This is a genomic window from Mesorhizobium sp. M1217 (assembly GCF_040318275.1).
Classification (GTDB): domain Bacteria; phylum Pseudomonadota; class Alphaproteobacteria; order Rhizobiales; family Rhizobiaceae; genus Mesorhizobium.
Genome location: NZ_JAMYMA010000018.1, coordinates 114,631 through 132,802 on the forward strand (window position 1 = coordinate 114,631; position 18,172 = coordinate 132,802).

An 18,172-nucleotide genomic window follows, 5' to 3' on the forward strand; every position below is an offset into this window, starting at 1 on the left:
TCAGGCTTCCCTAAATTCGGTCCGAGCCAAGCCGTTATCGAGGTTGATCGTGGTGCGCAGGCGCATGCGTTCGGGCGTCGGCGTCATGATCAACACCGCATCTATCTCGATCTTCAGGCCCACGGTTTTGTCGCCAAGGGTTACCGTAACCTTTGTTGCACTGTCCTTGAGACGCGGCTCGAAGGTGGCAAGCACCGAGCGGATCTCGCGCGCCAGGGCCTCGCGATCAAAGTCGCGGGAGGAACGGCCCGAGAAGGAAGGCACGCCGTAATTGACGACGCTGCGACGCACCTCCGGAAAATCGGCGAGCGACGGCGGGTTGTCCGCGGCCTGTTCGCTTTCAAGGTCGGAAAGAAGCGGAACGGCCTCGAAGCGCTCGGTGTTAAACAAAGCCTCGACATCGCGCCGAACGGCTTCCTTGAGCACACGAGCCGACACAACCACGCCGCGGCTTTCGATTTCAGCGCGGTGCTGGCTCTGAAAGGCCAAGCGATGCAGACGCCGCTTCTGGTCGGCCGTCAACTCCGCGTCGGCGTCGATGAGCCGCGCACTGGCAGCAACCAGATTGTCCAGCCGCTCCGCGCCAAGCTCGTCCTGCAGTGCCTGGCGCAGTCCGTCTATCTCGGAGGTCACGCCCGGCAGATCGTTTATGAGGCGGTCCCACAGAGAGGGCTGGACCGCTTCGCGCTTTGCTCGCGAACTGCCGCTACCCAGCGACTTGTCCGCGCCGGGCCGCCGGGCCTCACTTGCCGACATAGACATCCATTTCGATTTCGTCGTTGTCGTCGTAGACGAACTTTATCTTCTTGTATGCGAAGCTGACCTCTTCCTCGATCAGGTCTTCCTCATCCTCGGCCTGCGACATGTCGTATTCCATGATCGAGGCGTCGGTGAGTGTGACGACCAGGTAATCCTTGGTCTCACCATCAATGGTCCGCCGTGCCGAAAACACGACTTCGTCCAGCGCCTTGTTCTCGAACAGCGCCTTTTTCAGGTAGGGCGAAGACTTGTCATAGTGCTTGGTGAACTTGATCATACCCAAGGACACACGACCTCGGCGCGAGAGCGAATTTGGATCATAGGGTGCGATCATCTTGTAATCGACGCCATGGATTTCGATTTCGTCTTCATGACCATCTCGAGTGCTTGGACCCTTGATATCCGGAACCTTTAGAAAGCCATCAATCTTCGTATTTGTGGGCATTGTCTTTCTCCACCGCTTTCAAAACCAAGATGTTGTTGCTGCAGATCAAGTCTTTACGGACGGAAGTTCCGAAACCAGTCGGAGCGAGGCATTGATACCCTCCAGCTGATAATGCGGGCGCAGATAGAAGCGGGCATTGTAGTAGCCGGGGCGCCCCTCCACGCTGTCCACCTGAACCTCGGCGGCGGCGAGCGGGCGCTTGGCTCGCGCCTTGTCGTCGGCAAAGGCCGGGTTGGCCAGCACATACCGGTTGATCCATTCGGTCAGCCAGATCTGCATGTCGGAGCGCTCCTTGAACGAACCGACCTTGTCGCGCGCGATCGCCTTGAGGTAGTGGGCAAAGCGCGAGACCGGGAAAAGGTAGGGAAGGTTGGCGCTCAGCCGCTCGTTGGCCTGCGCATCGGGGTCGACCAGTCGTCCCGCCCTTGTCTCGTCGTCCTGCAGCGAATGGGCGCCAATAAAGGCGGCGAGATCGGTGTTCTTTCTATGCAGGATGGGCATCAGGCCGAGCTTGGCCAGCTCCGCCTCGCGCCGGTCGTCGATGGCGACCTCCGTCGGACACTTCATCGCTATCGAGCCATCATCGGTTGGGAAGCTGTGCACTGGCAGGTTGAGGACGGTGCCGCCATTTTCGACGCCGCGGATCTGCGTGCCCCAGCCATAGAGCTTGTGGCTGCGGTTTATGTTCACGCCCATCGGGAAGGCGGCATTCATCCAAACATATTTGTTATGGTCGCCATGTACCTCCTCCTCGAAGGTGAAGCCCTTCACCGGAACGGTATCGGTGCCATACGGCAGCCGTGCCAAAACGCGAGGCATGGTCAGGCCGATGTAGCGTGCATCCTCGCTCTCGCGCAGCGACTGCCAGGAGGCATAGGCGGGGTTGGAGACGATCTGCTGCAGGTCCTGCGGGTTCGGCAATTCCTGCCAGCTGTCCATACGGAACAGGCGCGGAGAGGCGGCTGCGATAAAGGGCGTGTGCGCTGAGGCGCAGATGCCGGAGATGTTGCGCAGCAGACCGACGTCGCGCGGGTGGTTGGAAAATTCGTAGGCACCAATCACACAGCCGATCGGCTCGCCGCCAAGCATCGAATACTCGTCCGTGTAGACTTTCTTGAAGATCGGGCTCTGATCCCACATCTGGCCCTCATAATCCTCAAGCGTATCGGCCAGCTGCTCCTTGGAAATGTTCATCACCCGGATCTTCAGCTTCTGATCGGTCTCGGTATTGTTGACGAGATACCACAGGCCACGCCATGTGCCCTCCATTTCGCGCACTTCCGGCGCGTGCAGGATCTCGTTGACCTGTTCGGAAAGCATCTTGTCGATACCGGCGATCAACGACTTGATCGACTTGATCGCATTCGATGAGATGGTCGTGGTATCGGAACGCGTCTGCGCTGCAAGTGCGAGATTGCGCACCAATTGCTGCAGCTTTTCGCTGTCGTCCTTCTTGACCTTGAAATCCTTCTCGAGGAGCCCGCTGAATTCTCCGAGATCGATGGTTTCCGCCTCGGCGACGGCGGCGGTTTTTTGCTGTTCGGCCATGGTCATTCCCCTGCCTTGTCGTCCGCCAGTGCCTGGCTGGCGATCTTGCCAAGAAGCGGTTCATTGTTCAGCAGTTGCGCAATGCGCTTTTCGGCATCCACACGCCCGTCCATGAAGCCGAGAAGTTCCTCGAGCTGGCGGCGCATCTTGAGAATTTCGGCCAACTGTGGGACCTGCTCGGCAATCTTGTCCGGCGCGAAATCGCCCATCTTGGTGAAGGTAAGGTCGAGCGCCAGCTCCTCGTCCCGCTCGGCGCCTTCGGCCTGGGGCAGCGTATTCTTCACGCGGGCTTTCACGCGTGGTCCAAGTGCCTCCATGAAACGCGGGAAACGGTTAGCATCGGTCTCGACAAAGGAGCGGTCCAGTATCGACTTCGACGCTTCCTTGGTCTGCGAAGCGCCTGAAAGGTCCGCCATGACGGCCATGACAAACGGCAGCTCGATTGTCGTTGGACTGCCATAGGTTTCCACGTCATAGGCGATCTGCACCCGCGGCGCGCGATTTCGTTCGATGACCTTGGCTTTGCTTTCGGCTGGCATTGCTTGCTACCTTTCATCCTTCTGAGCCGTCTTCTTGGTATCGGGAACGCCGGCAAGAAGTCGGAACTCCTTCAATCCCGACGGGGCGAGATCTTCCATCAGTTCAACAAAATCCATATGCACCATCCGGCGCACACGGCGGGCGAGGTGGGGAATCGGGCTCGACGGTTCGGTGCGGTCATAAAACGCGACGACGAGGTCCAGGCATTTTACCACGTCGTCGCGCGAAGAAATCCTGTCAGGGAGTCCGGAGCTCGAGTCCGCGCAGCTAGCCATACTTGCCATTGCATCGGCTCCATGACCGTTTCGGGCAGGCATTACGGGTTCTGCAAGCGAAGGGGACGGCTTTGCCGAGCCATTCGCCATCGCGCCGGCAGCCGAGTTGCGCTCGAGGGTTGTCAGCAAACGCTGCAGGAACCGTTTTAATTCCGGAATGGTGGTCCCGCCGCTGCCTTCAAGGCGAGCGTTGAGGGCTGTCTCGACGGCTTCCAATGCCGCGACCGCCGCGCTCGCATTGGCGATGAGCGACTGCATTTCCTCATTGGCTTGATCCGCCTGTGCCGCGCACCCGGCACGGACCCGATTCAACAGTTGTCCGTGCGCACTGACAAGCGCTGCCTTTTCGGCCGCATTCAATCCTGACGCTGCTTCTTGCAGCATGACGCGGTCGTCGAGCGCAGCGTGTTCCAGGTCGCGTCCGCTGATCGGCCCGATCGAGCGTGGCGCAAAGAAAGTCATTTGCCGTAGGTTGGCCAGCAACCCGTCCTGACCATTTTGAAGGTCGAGCAGCGCGTTGATGCGGCGCAAGGCGGCCTCGCGAAGCGACGTGTTGGGGCGCAGCGCCGGGTGCATGGTTTCCCAATGCTGGTCGAATGTCCGCCCAATAAGCGTCAGACCCTGCGCCAAGCCGGCCAGTCCCTGCTCGTTGGCCAGTGCGCGTGTGACAATTACAATCAGGCGCAAGTCGCGGCCACGCGCGCGCAATTCCTCGGCCTTGGTGAGCACTGCTGGCCAGTCGACGGGAATGGTGCTTTGCGAGACCGGCCTGTTGTTGCCGTCATGGACAACCTTGACCTGAGGCTCCGTCAGACGCTCCAGTTCGTGAAACGCCGGATCGTTACGCAAATCCTCTCCCGACGGATTTTCACCATCGAGCGGAGCAAGCCAGAGTGCGACGTCGATCACACCGATCCCCCAGTCACCGGCCCTGAGGCCGACCTGCCCCTACGTTATCACACGGTTGCGCTTTTCCACAATTCAGCGAGTGCGGAAAAAATTAACAAAAGCTAATGCAGCCTTGTCTTGATTGTGGAATCCGAGGGGCGAGATTGCCTAGGCCTGGGCCGGAAATGTCGTGCCTGGGATGTCAGGCTCGTGATTGTTTGCAGCCGGCGATGCAGGATCTTCCACCAATGATGGGAGCCCGCATAATCGGGGATCGAAACCTTTGTTCATCCCGCACTTTGTCAAGCGGCTGCTTATGTGGCAGGTTATCCACTTGCAGAGTGCAGGAGCACGTTCGATGGAACAGCGCCGGTCATCGCAGAGTTTCAAACGCAAGGAACTGGTCGGCAAGCTCAATCCTCTAGGGTTGCGCGCCTTCAAGGCAGCGGCCGACACTGCCAAGCTGCGTGGCAATCCTTACGTCGAACTCGTCCACTTCGTTGAGCAGCTGGTGCTCTCCGACCGCTCGGATGTGCAAATGATGATCGCCGATGCGGGACTGGATGCGAGCCGACTTACGGCCGATATGACGCGCGCGGTGGACAAGCTGCCTTATGGCGCAACCTCGATCGAGGAGTTTTCCGACCATATCTTCCACGCCATCCAGGAGGCATGGAATCTGGCAACACTGGAATTCGGCGTGGAGGAGGTCCGCAGCGCATATGTTCTGCTTGCTTGCCTGAAGACACCGGTGCTGGAAGGCCTGCTGTCGAAGATCAGCGGCGAGTTCGACAAAATTGACGCCGACGCCGTCGTGGCGCGCTTCGCCGATGTCACGGAGGGCTCACTCGAAGCCGGCGCTTCTCCTGCGGTAACCGCGGCAGAGGCGCCGCGGCGGATTCCGGGCGGGGATTCGGCACTGGCCAAATATGCCACCGACCTGACTCAGCGCGCCCGCGACGGAAAGATTGATCCGGTCGTCGGCCGCGATCCGGAGATCAGGCAGATTGTCGACATACTGATGCGGCGCCGCCAGAACAACCCGATCCTGACCGGGGAGGCGGGTGTCGGCAAGACCGCAGTCGTGGAGGGTTTTGCTCTGCGCATCGCCAAAGGCGATGTGCCGCCCCCACTGCAGGGAGTGAGCGTGCGCATGCTCGACGTTGGATTGATGCAGGCAGGCGCTAGCGTAAAGGGTGAATTCGAAAAACGACTGAAGGCCGTAATCGACGAAGTTCAATCCTCTGAAGCGCCGGTCATCCTCTTCATCGACGAAGCCCATACGCTGATCGGTGCCGGTGGTGCTGCCGGAACCGGCGACGCTGCCAATCTGCTCAAGCCGGCGCTGGCACGCGGCGAACTTCGCACGATAGCGGCAACGACCTGGTCGGAATACAAGCAGCACATCGAGAAAGACCCGGCACTGACCCGCCGCTTCCAGGTGATAAAGATCGACGAGCCTTCGGAATCGGTTGCCATCCTCATGTTGCGCGGCGTAGCCGACGTTCTCGAACAGCACCACGAAGTGCAGATATTGGACGAGGCGATCGACGCGGCGGTCGCCCTGTCGCATCGCTACATCCCGGCGCGGCAGTTGCCGGACAAGGCGGTCAGCCTTCTCGACACCGCCTGCGCGCGTGTCGCCGTATCGCAGCACGCCACGCCGGCCGAGGTCGAGGACATCATGCGCCGTCGTCAGGCGCTGGAGGTCGAGCGCGGCATTATCGGCCGCGAGGCTGCAATCGGCATCGAAGTGGCCGAGCGGCAGGCACGGGTCGAAGCCGGACTTGCCGAGACAGAACGCACGCTCGCAGCCGCGCAGCAGCGCTGGGAGAGCGAAAAGGCGCTGGTGGCCGAGATACTTGAATTGCGTGCCAGGCTGCGCGGCGACGGCCTGCCGCTCGATGCCGTGGAAGGGCAGGAGGCCGCCACCGAGACAGAGATTGGGGAGGTGCCGGAGACCGAACAGTCCAATGCCGGGACGAAGGCTCCGGCGGCAGGTGGTACTCCGCCTCCCGATCCGGTTGCCGATCTCGCTCGGCTGCGCGAACTGATGAGCGAACTAGCCGAGGCGCAAGGCGAAACACCGCTCATCCTACCATCGGTCGACCGCAACGCCGTGGCGGCCGTGGTTCAGGACTGGACGGGCATACCGACGGGGCGGATGCTGTCGAGTCAGACCGAGAAGGCGCTGCGGCTCGCGTCCACTCTGTCCGAGCGGGTTGTCGGACAGGATCACGCCATGGAGATGATTGCCAAGCGCGTACAGACCAGCCGCGCCGGTCTCGGCGCTCCGGAAAAGCCGGTGGGTGTGTTCCTGCTTTGCGGTCCCTCGGGCGTAGGCAAGACCGAAACCGCCTTGGCACTGGCCGAAACGCTCTACGGCGGAGAGCAGAACCTGATCTCGATCAACATGTCTGAATTCCAGGAGGCGCATACGGTCTCTACCTTGAAGGGCGCGCCGCCCGGCTATGTCGGCTACGGCAAGGGCGGAATTCTCACCGAGGCGGTGCGACGCAAGCCCTATTCGGTGATCCTGCTCGACGAAGTCGAGAAGGCGCATCCGGACGTGCACGAAATCTTCTTCCAGGTCTTTGATAAAGGGATGATGGACGACAGTGAAGGCCGACGGATCGACTTCAAGAACACGCTGATCCTTCTCACGTCGAATGTCGGCTCCGAAGTGATCATGGACCGGACGAGGAATGGCGCGGTCCGGGCAGGGCTCGACGATCTGGACACCGCGTTACGCAGCCCATTGCTGAAAGTCTTCCCTGCGGCCTTTCTCGGCCGGGTGGTGACCATCCCCTACTTTCCGCTTTCGGATTCGATGATCGAAGCGATCACCCGTCATCAATTCGCCAAGATTGCTCGCCGGCTGCGTGCGACCAACGATGCGGAGTTGGTAATCGGCGACGGTGTAATGGATCTGGTCAAGACCCGCTGCACGGAGATCGAATCCGGCGGCAGAATGATTGACGCCATCCTAACCAACACGCTTCTTCCGGATCTGAGCCGCGGCGTGCTGAACCGGTCGCTCACTGGCGAAAAGATGACGAAGGTCACGGTTGGCGCCTCAGGCCAAGGGTTTACCTATTCCTTCGAATAGGCCAGGCGAAATATGGCGGCCCCTTTCGGCCGCCTCCTGCATTGATCAGATATCCGCTAATTGATACCTGCGGCTTGCCCCGCGCAGCTCACTATCCGAGGACAATTACCACTGCATCGCCTACAGTTCTGAAATCTCTCGAGGCGAAACGATCTCACATCGTGCTGACGGAGCGGAAAGACCACCTCGATTCTCTTCAGAAGATATTCTCGCTATTCGTGAAAACCTTGTAATCCGCGCGGCGGCATGTCGGCGAAGGATCGCAAGGCCGCCAGCATGGCACTCAATGTCTCAGATGACGATGAGCGTCTAATCCTCGAGACAAGCCGCTACATCGGCGAAGGCTTCGATGATTTCCGACTCGACACGCTGTTCCTGATCGCCTGGAGGGGACACTGAGTATGTCGGCCGGCTGCATCGCGAACATGACGGAAAAAGGGATGTTCTGGTCGTGGACTATGTCGATCAGACGGGTCCGGTTTTCGCCCGGATGGCCGCAAAACGACGCGCTGGCTATCGTGCGCTCGGCTACATGATCGAGTAGCGGCGCCCCACTGTGAGCGGAGCGCCCTTGTTCGGTCACCGCGACCAGATGAGCTTGTGCTCGCCCTTTTCGCCCTCGACGAGCACAAGCTCATCTGGTCCCGCGACGCCGCTGAGTGATCACGGAGCCCCGTCCCAAAAGGCGGGGCTTCTCGATGTCAGGTACGCCACTGCATAGACGCTCTTATCAGGTGCAGCACTCTATGCTTTGACGGGTGCCTTACGCGCCTTCTTCAGCGGCGCCTTGATTGCGGTTGCGGCTGTCGTCGCTGCTGCCGCGCGAGCAGCTCGTTTTGGTTTTTCTGCCGCAGTCGTTGAAGGCGTTGCCGCCTTGCGCCCCAGGCCCATTGATTTCGCCAGGGCCGAGCGGGTGGCCGCGTAGTTCGGCGCCACCATCGGATAATCCGAGGGCAGGTTCCATTTCTGGCGGTATTGGTCAGGGCTCAGATTGTAATGCGTTCCGATATGCCGCTTCAAGGATTTGAATTTCTTCCCGTCCTCCAGGCAGATAATGAAATCTGGCGAGACTGATTTCTTGATCGACACCGCCGGCTCCAGCTTGGCCGTGGCCGGAGCCACAGCTGTGCCGATCCCTTGCAAAGCGACATAGGTATCGCCGATCAGCTTCGACAACTCGCTGACCGGCAGGGGATTATTCGAAACAAAGGCGGAAACGATGTCGGCGGTAATTGATACGAGATCAGCCTGGTCGCGTTGGTCTGGAGAAACGTTCATCGAGTTTTCCTCTTGTCTAATGGGCGCGTGGACGGATGAGCTGTTTATTGCGGAATCACGCAAACAATTCGTTATTTCCGTCAACAAACCTCATTCCTTGCAAATATCAAGCCGGCACGCTTCGCATTCTGAGCTCCAGACAAGGTTGAGAGGCGCTCGATTTCGACTGCCTGCTCGATGAAGCAATGCAACGGCAGCTATTCGGCTGACGCGAGCGGCCGACAAGCTGGACGCAATCGGCGGTGACAGCGCTGTCCTATTCCCGTGTGTACGGCACGCCCAGCATGGCCGGAGCACTGGCTCGCGAGCGACGGATCATCAGCGCCACGATCGCCGCAACATAGGGCATCATCAACATATATTGGTAAGGAATGGCGATGCCGATGCCTTGGATTTGCAATTGCAGCGCGTCGAGGAAGGAAAACACCAGCGCCGCTACCAAAATCGGGTAGGGCCGCCACAGACCGGCGATAACGATGATGATCGCCAGCCAGCCGCGTCCGTTGGTCATGTCCGGCACGAAACGCGCCGCTTGGCCGACAGACAGGAACGCGCCGGCGAAGCCTGCCATCACGCCACCGAAGACCACAGCAGCATACTGGACCGAGGCCACCTTCACCCCCTTAACATCGAGGGCCTTAGGATTGTCGCCAGCGCAACGTACGATCAGCCCATAGCGCGTCCGGAACAGAAAGAGCCATACCGGCGGCACCATTAGGAAGGCGATGTAGGTCAGCACCCGCTGGTCGAACAGGATTGGGCCGAGCACCGGGATATCGCTCAGGCCCGGTATCGGCACGTCGGCGAAGAAGGGGATGGTCGGCGTCTCGCCGTGGCCGACGAACGCGGAACGAAGCCAATAGGTGGAAAGGCCGGCGCCGAGCAGGTTGACGGCAAGCCCCGTGACGATCTGCTCCACTTTCAACGTGATCACCAGCACGGCGAACACGAGCGCCATCAGCGCGCCGGTGAACCCGGCTGCAAGGACACCCAGCCAGAGAGAGCCGCTTTCGTATGCGGCGAGATAGCCGGTGAACGCGCCCATAAGCATCATGCCTTCGAGACCCATATTGTATACGCCGCTGCGCTCGGCGACGAGCTCGCCAATTGCGGCGAGCAGGAGCGGGGTGGCGATGCGGATGGTCGCCGCCGCCACGCTGATCAGGATTGACGCTTGGAAGAGAGCGTCAAGCACGGCCGACCCTCCGTAGGCGGAAATTGCACGCCGCCCAGCCGGCTAGGTAGAACAAAAGGAGGATCGCCTGGATGGCATAGATCAGCGCTGAGGGTACGCCGGTCTTGATCTGCATGAGCGTGGCGCCGTTGAGCAGCGCGCCGAACAGCACCGCGGCGACGACGACGCCAAGCGGATGCAACTGGCCGAGGATGGCGACGATGATGCCGCTATAGCCGTAGCCTGCTATGACGCCCGCCTTCAGGCGGTAGTGCACGCCATAGACTTCCGTGATGCCTGCGAGCCCGGCAAGCGCGCCGGAAACCATAAGCACCACGAGGATCAGCCGTCGTGTATTGGTACCCTGTACGTCGAGCGCGCGCATGTTGGACCCGGCAGCCTTGATCTCGTAGCCGAGCGGTGTGCGCGTCAACAGCATGTGGACCAGGGCAGCCGCTGCGATCGCCAGCAGGAAACCGGCATGCAGTCGCGAACCGGAAAACAGCACGGGAAGCACCGAGCCCGGATCGACCTTCGGCGTCTGCTCGAAGAAGGCGCCGGCCTCGCTCCACGGGCCGCGCAGCAGCAGCAGCGAAATGACATAGACGATGATGTAGTTGAGCATAACGGTCGAAATCACCTCATCGACCGAAAAGCGGGTCTTCAGCACGCCCGCCAGGCCGGCATAGAGTGCTCCGCCGACAATGCCGCCGACTATGACCACAGGAATTTGGATGAAAGGTGAAAAGCCAATGAGGTTGTGCTGCAACCAGTAGGCAAACATGGCGCCGGCGAAGACCTGGCCTTCGGCGCCGATGTTCCAGATGCGCGCGCGGAAGGCGACGCAAGCGGCAAGTCCGGTAAAGATCAGAGGCGTGGCCTTGACCAGCGTTTCGCCGGCGGCGCGCGACGACCCAAAGCCGCCCTTCAGGAGAGCCTCGAAAGCCGCCCGTGGACTGGCGCCCGCGGCGGCAAAAAGCAGGCTGCACACCAGAACCGCCGCTGCTCCTGCCGCGGCAAGCGCAACGACGAGCGCGGTCGGCCGCCTCTCCAGTCGACGCTCGAGGCGCCATTCCACGAGGTTGAAATCGGTCATGCCGCAGCCTCGCTCTCGTGGCCCGCCATCAAGCTGCCGATTTCGTCATAGGTGGTTTTATCGGTATCGAGCACCGCAAGGATGCGGCCGCGAAACATCACGCATATGCGACGACTTAGAGCGAAAAGATCCTCAAGTTCCTCGCTCGCGAGCAGGATGGCGCAGCCTTCGTCGCGTTTGCGCCGGAGTTCGCGATGGACGAACTCGATGGCGCCGACGTCGAGCCCGCGCGTCGGCTGGTTGCACAGCAAAAGCCGGTTCGCCTTGGCGAACTCGCGGGCGAGGATGACCTTCTGCGCGTTGCCGCCCGACAACTTACGGGAGAGTGCCGACGGACCGGTTGCTGCAATGGAATAGGCGTCGATCGCCGCGCGCGCATTGGCTTCGAGCGCCGCGGCGTCGATGAACGGCCCTTTGCGCCAGCGCGCCTGCCATTGCTGGCCGAGGACGAGGTTCTCGCCGATGTCGAGGTCGGCAACGAGGCCGTCGCGGAAACGGTCGCTCGGCACGTAGCCGACGCCTTTGGCCGCTACCGTCGCCGGGGAGTTCGCTTGCAGCGCTTCGCCATCGAGGGAGATCGTGCCGCGATCGGGCGAGATGAGGCCTGCGAGGCACTCGAACAGCTCGTCCTGGCCGTTGCCGGAAACGCCGGCGATGCCGAAGATCTCGCCGCCGGTGATGTCGAAAGACGCATTGTCCAGCACCGCCCTTTGCTCGCGCAGGTATGTGAGCCCGCGCACCGAAAGCACCGTCTCGCCGGGCGCTTTCGCATCTCGCGCGCGCGCCGGTGAGGCAACGGGGCGGCCGACCATCATGGTGGTGAGCTGGTCGCGGCTGACGTCCGAGGTTGAAACTGTTCCGACCAGTCTCCCCTTGCGCAGCACGCTGACCTGGTTGGACTGCATCACTTCCGCCATTTTGTGGCTGATCAGCACGACCGACAGGCTTTCGGTGGTGAGCCGCCGGACCGTCGCAAACAGCCGGCGCGATTCTTCAGGCGTGAGCACCGCCGTCGGTTCGTCCAGGATGAGCAGCCTGGCGCCGGTGTAGAGTGCCTTGACGATCTCCAGCCATTGCTGCTCGCCGACGGAAAGATCGGCGACAGGCCGGTGCGGATCGAGCGAGATGCCGTAGGTGGAACAGATCGCCTCGATCCTTGAGAGAGCGTCGGCCCGGCCGAGCCGCCAGCCGGAGCCGGTGCCGACCGCCACATTCTCCAGCACAGTGAAGCCGGGAACGAGAACGAAATGCTGGTGCACCATGCCGATGCCGGCGCGGATGGCTTCGCCCGGCGAGCGCAGGTGGACGGTCTTGCCGTCCACCCGAATTTCGCCGGCGTCGGGCTGATAGAGCCCGTAAAGGCAGGACGACAGCGTCGACTTGCCGGCGCCATTCTCGCCCAGCAGGCAATGCAATTCGCCGGGCATCACGTCGAGCGAGACGTCGTCGTTGGCGAGAAGCGTAGCGAAACGCTTCGTCAGGTGCCGGACCGATAGGCGCGGTATTTGGCTCATCTCGGATCGGCGATCTCCCGCTTCAGTCCGATTTCGGCTCGTCCAATTTGAGCCCGATCTTCTTGTCGCCGCTCTGGATAGCTTTGGCCGTTTCAGCAGTAAGCGCATTGACGTCGTCGGGCATCTTGGCTTCCCATGCCGGATTGAGGGCAAGGTCGCCGGAGCCTTCCTGCCAAGTGAACCACTTCGCTTCCTTCGGGGCGTCGAACTTGGCGCCAGTGGTCTTTGCCTTCCACCACTCGTCGATGATCCAGTTGATGTGCGGATCCCATTTGACGATGGTCGAGGCGATGATAGACTTCGGTGCGACCTTCGACATGTCGACATAATTGCCGAAGCAGCCGATACTGCGCTGCTCGCACACCTCGAAGGCGCCCGACATCTGGTAGATCATGTCCGCACCGGCGGCGATCTGCGCCGAGGTGGCTTCGTTCGATTTGGCCGGATCGAACCAGGACTGGATAAAGCTAATCTTCTGCTTCACCTTCGGGTTCACTTCCTTGGCACCGGCGAAGAAGGCGTTGATCTGGTCATTGGTGTCTTCGGCCGGGAAGGTGGAGACAGCGCTGACGACATTTGACTTGGTCAGTTTGCCGGCCAGCTGTCCCATCACATAGGCAGGCTCGTGCGCATGGATGAATATCCAATAAGCGTTGCCACCGAGGCCGCGATTGCCCGAACCGCTCATGACGAACATCGTGACGGGGAACTCGTCTTTCAGCTTTTCGATCGCATCGACATAGGCGGTGTCGCCGAACAATATGTCGTATTCGCCCGTCTCCGCATAGGTGCGGAACACCTGCTCGGCATTGTCGTAGACGTTCTCGGTGTAGTTGATCTCGATGTCGAGGCCGTGCGGCTTGGCGGCGATGATCCGGTCCATGGAGCTCACGAAGGAGGATTCCCACGGTGCTTCCTTGCCGGCAGAAAGAATGCCGGCGATCCTGAGCTTTGTCGGCTCCTCGGCCTGCGCGCGGCCGCCCACCAACAATGTCGCGGCGACGAACGAAACCGCTACGAGAAATGTCTTCAGCATGGTTTCCTCCCTTTGTGTCGTGTTCCCGGCTTATGAGGCTCGTTTCAACGGATTGACTACCTTCAGGTTGACGCAATCGATCAAGCCGAGATCGGTTATCGCGAAATCGGGAATTGCGGTGATCTGCAGTACGAACATGTACATGAAGGGCCATGGCAGCGTACAGCCAAGCGCGCGTGCCGCATCGTCGAGTTCCAGTTCCTTCTTCGCCATGTCTGAAGGCTCGAGGTCCGAGACGATGCCGCCGATCGGCAACGGCAGGAACGACACGATGCGACCGCCGTCCGTCACCACCTGGCCGCCATTGTTCTCGACGATGTGGTTGATTGCCAATGCCATGTCGTCGGGGTTGGTACCGAGACAGACAATATTGTTGTCGTCGGGCGCCGCCGAGGTGGCGAGCGCGCCGGAGCGCAGCCCGAAGCCGGAGGCGAAGGCGACCGGCCGGTTGGAGGTGCGGCCATAGCGCTCGACGACGGTGAGATACTGCACGTCCTGCGACGGATCGGCCTCGACATAGCCGTGGCGCACCGGCAGCACGACATCGCGCTGCCTGCGTACGAAAATCTGTTCGGGCGTGACAGCGATCGTCAGCACTGGCGCCTTGTCGACCGCCTCGGGCGCGCGCACCAAAAGGTCCTCGCGTGAAACGGGCGCAAGTTTGAACGTGTCGGTGACAAGAGTGCTGCGCGCCGGCGGCGTGAGATCGTCCACGAGCCTGCCATCGCGCGCGGCAAGCCTTCCCTTGGCGATGACGGCCGAGACGCGGAAATCCCCGATATCCTTGACCAGCAGGATGTCGGCGGCGAGCCCGGGCGAGATCGAACCGACCTTCTGGCCGATACGCAGCGCTTCGGCGCCGTTGATGGTCGCCATCTGGATGGCTGTGAGTGGCGGAACTCCCATCGTGACCGCCATGCGGATCATGTTGTCGAGATGGCCGCGGCCAAGGATGTCCGATGCGACCACGTCGTCGGTGCAGAAGCTGATGCGGTTTGTGGCCCCTATCCCCATCTCGGTGACGATGCGCAGGTTCTCCTCGAGAAAATGCGAGATGGAGGACTCGCGAATGACGACATGCATGCCCTTGCGCAGCTTTTCCAGCATCTCGTCCGCGGTGTAACTCTCGTGGTCGGAGCGCACGCCGGCCTGCAGGTAACTGTTCAATCGATTGCCGCGACACATCGGCGAGCAGCCGAGGATCGGCAGGCGGCTCTTTTCGGCGATCTCCACCGCCTGCAGGACGTGTTCGTCCATCGTGTCGACGAACTCTCGCACCGTCTCCCATATGCCGACGCATTCGGGCCAGGAATGGGTTGCGCGGTGATCGTCCGGTCCGAAATAGTAGCCGACATTGGAGCGCGGCAGCGTATAGGGCGTTTTGCAGGGCGCGCCCCAGAAGATCTTGAGGGGAGTTCCTTTCGCTTCGTCGAGGAATTCGCGCGCGCCTTCGAGGCCGGACACCACGAGGATCTGGTCCAAGCCAGACACGATCGAAGTGGTGCCGAGCGGCACCACCGCCTTGGCGAAGCTGGTGACCGACATTTTGGAGCATTCAACGTGGAGGTGGCCATCGATCAGGCCGGGGCAGAGGAAATGGCCGGTCGCATCGATCATCTCGGTCTCGGGCCCGCGATACTCCGAGACATGTCCGACAGCGACGATACGGTCCTTGTAGACGGCGACGTCGGCGGGATAGATCTCGCCCGACGCGACATTGACCAGCGTGCCGCCGCTGACGATGAGCGTTGCCTTGTACTCCGCGCGACCGGCGCGGATAAATTCGCGTAAATCGGACAACTTATCTCCCGTTCATGCAATCTCGCGCGGTAGGGACCTAGCCTCGTTCTGCGCCAAAGCCCAGCTTGCGCGCTGTGATCCTGTCGTATTAGGGTCGTCCATGCAAACCTCAGCTTCTAGTCATTTCTGGACATAACGTTCAAATTGTTGGACGACCGATGGATTTTGAAGCAATTGACTATTTCATTAAGGTGGCTGAGGCGCAGTCGCTCTCGCACGCCTCGAAACTGTATGGGCTGCCCAAGTCTAGCCTGAGCCATAAGGTGCGCGCGTTGGAGGATTCGCTTGGTGTCGCGCTGTTTGTGCGCGACGGGCGGGAACTGCATCTGAGCGATGCCGGGGTCGAGTTCCTCGACCATGCCCAGCGTATCAAGGAAACCTGCGAAGGAGCGAAGGCGGCGATCGCCGAGGCGGGTCACGATATCGCCGGCACGCTGACGATAGGCTCGACCGGCGAGTTCGGCACCTCCTTCACCTCGGAGCTGCTGTTCGCCTTCCGCCAGCAGTATCCGCAGGTACATGTCGACGTGATCTTCCTTTCGCTCGGCTATTTCCTTGCGCCGGAGAAGCACCAGCCCTTCGACGGCATATTCCATTGGGGCGAGCCCGCGAACTCCGACTACATTGCGCGCAAGCTCGGCGAAGCGTCGTTCTGCCTCTATGCCAGCCCGCGCTATATTGAAAACTTCGGGGAACCGGCGATGCCCGCGGACCTGGCCGGTCACGGCGCCGTCGCATTCCGCCAACCAAGGGGCGTGCAATCCTGGCATCTCGAGCGCGGCGGGGAAACGGTCGACTTCATACCCACGGCCCAGTGCATGGCGAACGACTACTGGATGCTGAAATACTTCGCCGTCGCCGGCGAGGGTATCGTTTATCTGCCAGCCTTCTTTACTGAGATCGAGTGCATGAACGGCGACCTGGTGCCAGTACTGCCGGAGTGGCACTCGCCCCTGGTCCCGATAAACCTGCTTTATATGCGACGCCGTTATGTGTCGCGCAAGTTCGCCGCCTTTCTGGATTTCTGCCTGGACTATTATCGGCAGCGCGCCGCTTACAGTTCACCCAGGTATTGCGTCGAGGTCGTGCGGCCCTTTGGGGGCCAACGCCCCGGAGGAGAAAGTAACAGATGATCAAGGCGTGGGTCGAAATGCGCGCCGCAGTTGGTTGATGTCGCCATGGGTGCACCGCCCGCTGGTATGGTGATCCGGAACATGCGCTGGGCGAATGTTCATTCGGGTGAGATCATCCTCGCAAAAACCACGACCAGGAGGGCGCGAAATCGCCGCCGCCTAGCGGAGGCAGGGAGGGGCGTATTGTCTTGCTCCAAAAATGCCCTCGCGGGAATTTGCTCCGGTCACCGCAATGACAAAGATCGGCCAATTGACTTTTGCTCGCGGGGCCGCATCAAGACGAGCATGCGGAATATTTTTGCGCGAAATATTCCGGACTGACGGCAAAGCAACGATGACCAATCGTACGTTTCTTATATCCAATTGACGCCAACCAAGAATAAATTAATATCCGGCTGGGGCGTGTCTTTGGGGATGGTTGGATGAGCAATTTGCAAAGGGTAACTCCAGTTCTAGAACAAGCAATCGCTGCACTTCTAAACAGGGCCGAGTATGACGACACCGTTTCGATCAAAGCGGCACTGAAGGAAATTAGGCGGGCTGCGCCTTATTTGGCCGCATCCGACGAAGAGCTAACCGAGGCGATTATCGAAGTATCTGCTGTCATGGGCCTGTCTCAATGAGTGGCATTGGGTATCCTGGCGATTTGGCTTTGTTGAAGCAGGTCTTGATCGTGTCTGCGCCGAGGCAGGTATTCCGTTAGTAGCATGCAGGCGGAGCGCCTGAGCGTGAGCGCAATGGCACTCTTCTAGGCTAGGCCGTGAACTCATAAATGCGGAGGGTGGCGGGAAGCCGACTGGCTGCCATCAGGAGAGGCCGCGGTGGATGCCGACACGAGCTATTCGTCGTGAAAGAATGCACCTAATTCGGCAGCCAGTGCCTCTGGCACCTCCTCCGCCATGTGGTGGTGGCAGTTGAGGCTGTTTCCTTGAACATTTGAAGACCATTCCCGCCAGATTGCGATGACGTCGCTATGCAACTCCTCCAGGTCATCGTAAGCTGACCATAGCACGAGCAGCGGACATTCCAATTTTCGGCCTGCGGCTCGGTCGTCCTCGTCATGTTGTCGGTCTATGCCTAACCCGGCCCTGTAATCCTCGATCATGCCGTGGACCGTCGCCGGATCGTGGATCGAGGCGAGAAAATCAGCGTAAGCCTCAGCGCCCATCTCCGCGGGATCACCGCCGTACCATGCATCTGGATTGGCAAGGATAGCTTGCTCCGGTTTTTCAGGCTGAGCGAAGAAGAACCAATGCCACCATGCCGATGCGAACCGAGCGTCACATCGTGCCAGCGCATCGCCGATCGGAATGGCTTCAAGGATTGCGAGGCGGCTGACGGATGCCGGATGATCCATCGCTGTCCGAAAAGCGGTGTATGCCCCACGATCGTGACCCACAAGTCCGAAGCGATCGAAGCCAAGATAGTCCAATCAACCACGGATTCCGAACGCATATTTCTCCAACCAACGCCTCTCGGGCCGAATGAACCGCCTCTCTGCTACTCTGGCGGTGCCGTCTTTTCCCGCGGCAGTTCGCGTGTGGGTTTGCAGACGATCAGGATCGATCTGTCCCAGC

Annotated in this window: 16 protein-coding genes; 4 read left to right on the forward strand and 12 right to left on the reverse strand. The window is 60.5% G+C overall.

What is annotated here, in order from left to right:
• The 5 genes from tssE to tssA are packed head-to-tail and all read right to left on the reverse strand — an operon-like array spanning window position 1 to window position 4,476.
• On the reverse strand, window positions 1-756 hold the full coding sequence (gene tssE / locus NKH37_RS26340) for a type VI secretion system baseplate subunit TssE (RefSeq protein WP_023720341.1): 756 nt from the start codon (window positions 754-756) through the stop codon (window positions 1-3).
• A complete protein-coding gene (locus NKH37_RS26345; protein ID WP_023678576.1) occupies window positions 743-1,204 on the reverse strand; it encodes an Hcp family type VI secretion system effector in 462 nt (153 codons plus the stop codon). Before NKH37_RS26345 ends, tssE begins: the two co-directional genes overlap by 14 nt.
• Window positions 1,205-1,249: 45 nt before the next feature.
• Entirely contained in the window at window positions 1,250-2,752 is a 1,503-nt protein-coding gene (gene tssC / locus NKH37_RS26350) for a type VI secretion system contractile sheath large subunit (protein WP_023720342.1), read from the reverse strand.
• Between the two features lie 2 nt (window positions 2,753-2,754).
• Window positions 2,755-3,291: a type VI secretion system contractile sheath small subunit gene (gene tssB / locus NKH37_RS26355; RefSeq protein WP_352508039.1), complete on the reverse strand. Its 537-nt coding sequence runs from the start codon at window positions 3,289-3,291 to the stop codon at window positions 2,755-2,757.
• Between the two features lie 6 nt (window positions 3,292-3,297).
• On the reverse strand, window positions 3,298-4,476 hold the full coding sequence (gene tssA, locus NKH37_RS26360) for a type VI secretion system protein TssA (RefSeq protein WP_353041784.1): 1,179 nt from the start codon (window positions 4,474-4,476) through the stop codon (window positions 3,298-3,300).
• A 337-nt stretch (window positions 4,477-4,813) separates the two neighbouring features.
• On the opposite strand from tssA, the gene tssH reads away from it, so the two are divergent.
• Entirely contained in the window at window positions 4,814-7,564 is a 2,751-nt protein-coding gene (gene tssH / locus NKH37_RS26365; protein ID WP_353041786.1) for a type VI secretion system ATPase TssH, read from the forward strand.
• Between the two features lie 246 nt (window positions 7,565-7,810).
• Window positions 7,811-7,963 (forward strand): hypothetical protein, encoded by a 153-nt coding sequence (locus tag NKH37_RS26370; protein ID WP_023720346.1) that lies wholly within the window; start codon window positions 7,811-7,813, stop codon window positions 7,961-7,963.
• A gap of 345 nt (window positions 7,964-8,308) precedes the next feature.
• Here NKH37_RS26370 and NKH37_RS26375 read toward each other — a convergent pair whose 3' ends face one another.
• The 6 genes from NKH37_RS26375 to NKH37_RS26400 form a co-directional block, all read right to left on the reverse strand.
• A complete protein-coding gene (locus NKH37_RS26375) occupies window positions 8,309-8,926 on the reverse strand; it encodes a Ros/MucR family transcriptional regulator (protein WP_502906004.1) in 618 nt (205 codons plus the stop codon).
• A gap of 172 nt (window positions 8,927-9,098) precedes the next feature.
• A complete protein-coding gene (locus NKH37_RS26380; RefSeq protein WP_352859472.1) occupies window positions 9,099-10,037 on the reverse strand; it encodes an ABC transporter permease in 939 nt (312 codons plus the stop codon).
• The gene (locus NKH37_RS26385) at window positions 10,030-11,112 is read right to left on the reverse strand and encodes an ABC transporter permease (protein WP_023720350.1); all 1,083 of its coding nucleotides are present in this window, start codon (window positions 11,110-11,112) and stop codon (window positions 10,030-10,032) included. Before NKH37_RS26385 ends, NKH37_RS26380 begins: the two co-directional genes overlap by 8 nt.
• Window positions 11,109-12,626, reverse strand: coding sequence for an ABC transporter ATP-binding protein (locus NKH37_RS26390; protein WP_353041787.1), 1,518 nt, complete (start codon window positions 12,624-12,626; stop codon window positions 11,109-11,111). The genes NKH37_RS26385 and NKH37_RS26390 overlap by 4 nt, the downstream gene beginning before the upstream one ends.
• 22 nt (window positions 12,627-12,648) lie before the next feature.
• Entirely contained in the window at window positions 12,649-13,662 is a 1,014-nt protein-coding gene (locus tag NKH37_RS26395; RefSeq protein WP_353041789.1) for a BMP family ABC transporter substrate-binding protein, read from the reverse strand.
• A gap of 30 nt (window positions 13,663-13,692) precedes the next feature.
• Window positions 13,693-15,462 carry an adenine deaminase gene (locus NKH37_RS26400; protein ID WP_353041791.1) on the reverse strand — a complete coding sequence of 590 codons (1,770 nt, stop codon included), beginning with the start codon at window positions 15,460-15,462 and terminating at the stop codon, window positions 13,693-13,695.
• A 158-nt stretch (window positions 15,463-15,620) separates the two neighbouring features.
• Between NKH37_RS26400 and NKH37_RS26405 the strand changes: the two genes are divergently transcribed.
• Both NKH37_RS26405 and NKH37_RS26410 read left to right on the forward strand, forming a co-directional pair.
• A complete protein-coding gene (locus NKH37_RS26405) occupies window positions 15,621-16,595 on the forward strand; it encodes a LysR family transcriptional regulator (protein ID WP_353041793.1) in 975 nt (324 codons plus the stop codon).
• A gap of 422 nt (window positions 16,596-17,017) precedes the next feature.
• On the forward strand, window positions 17,018-17,218 hold the full coding sequence (locus NKH37_RS26410) for a hypothetical protein (protein WP_352641628.1): 201 nt from the start codon (window positions 17,018-17,020) through the stop codon (window positions 17,216-17,218).
• A 215-nt stretch (window positions 17,219-17,433) separates the two neighbouring features.
• On the opposite strand, the gene NKH37_RS26415 is transcribed toward NKH37_RS26410, so the two are convergent.
• A complete protein-coding gene (locus tag NKH37_RS26415; RefSeq protein WP_353041795.1) occupies window positions 17,434-18,027 on the reverse strand; it encodes an alpha/beta fold hydrolase in 594 nt (197 codons plus the stop codon).
• Window positions 18,028-18,172 lie beyond the last annotated feature (145 nt).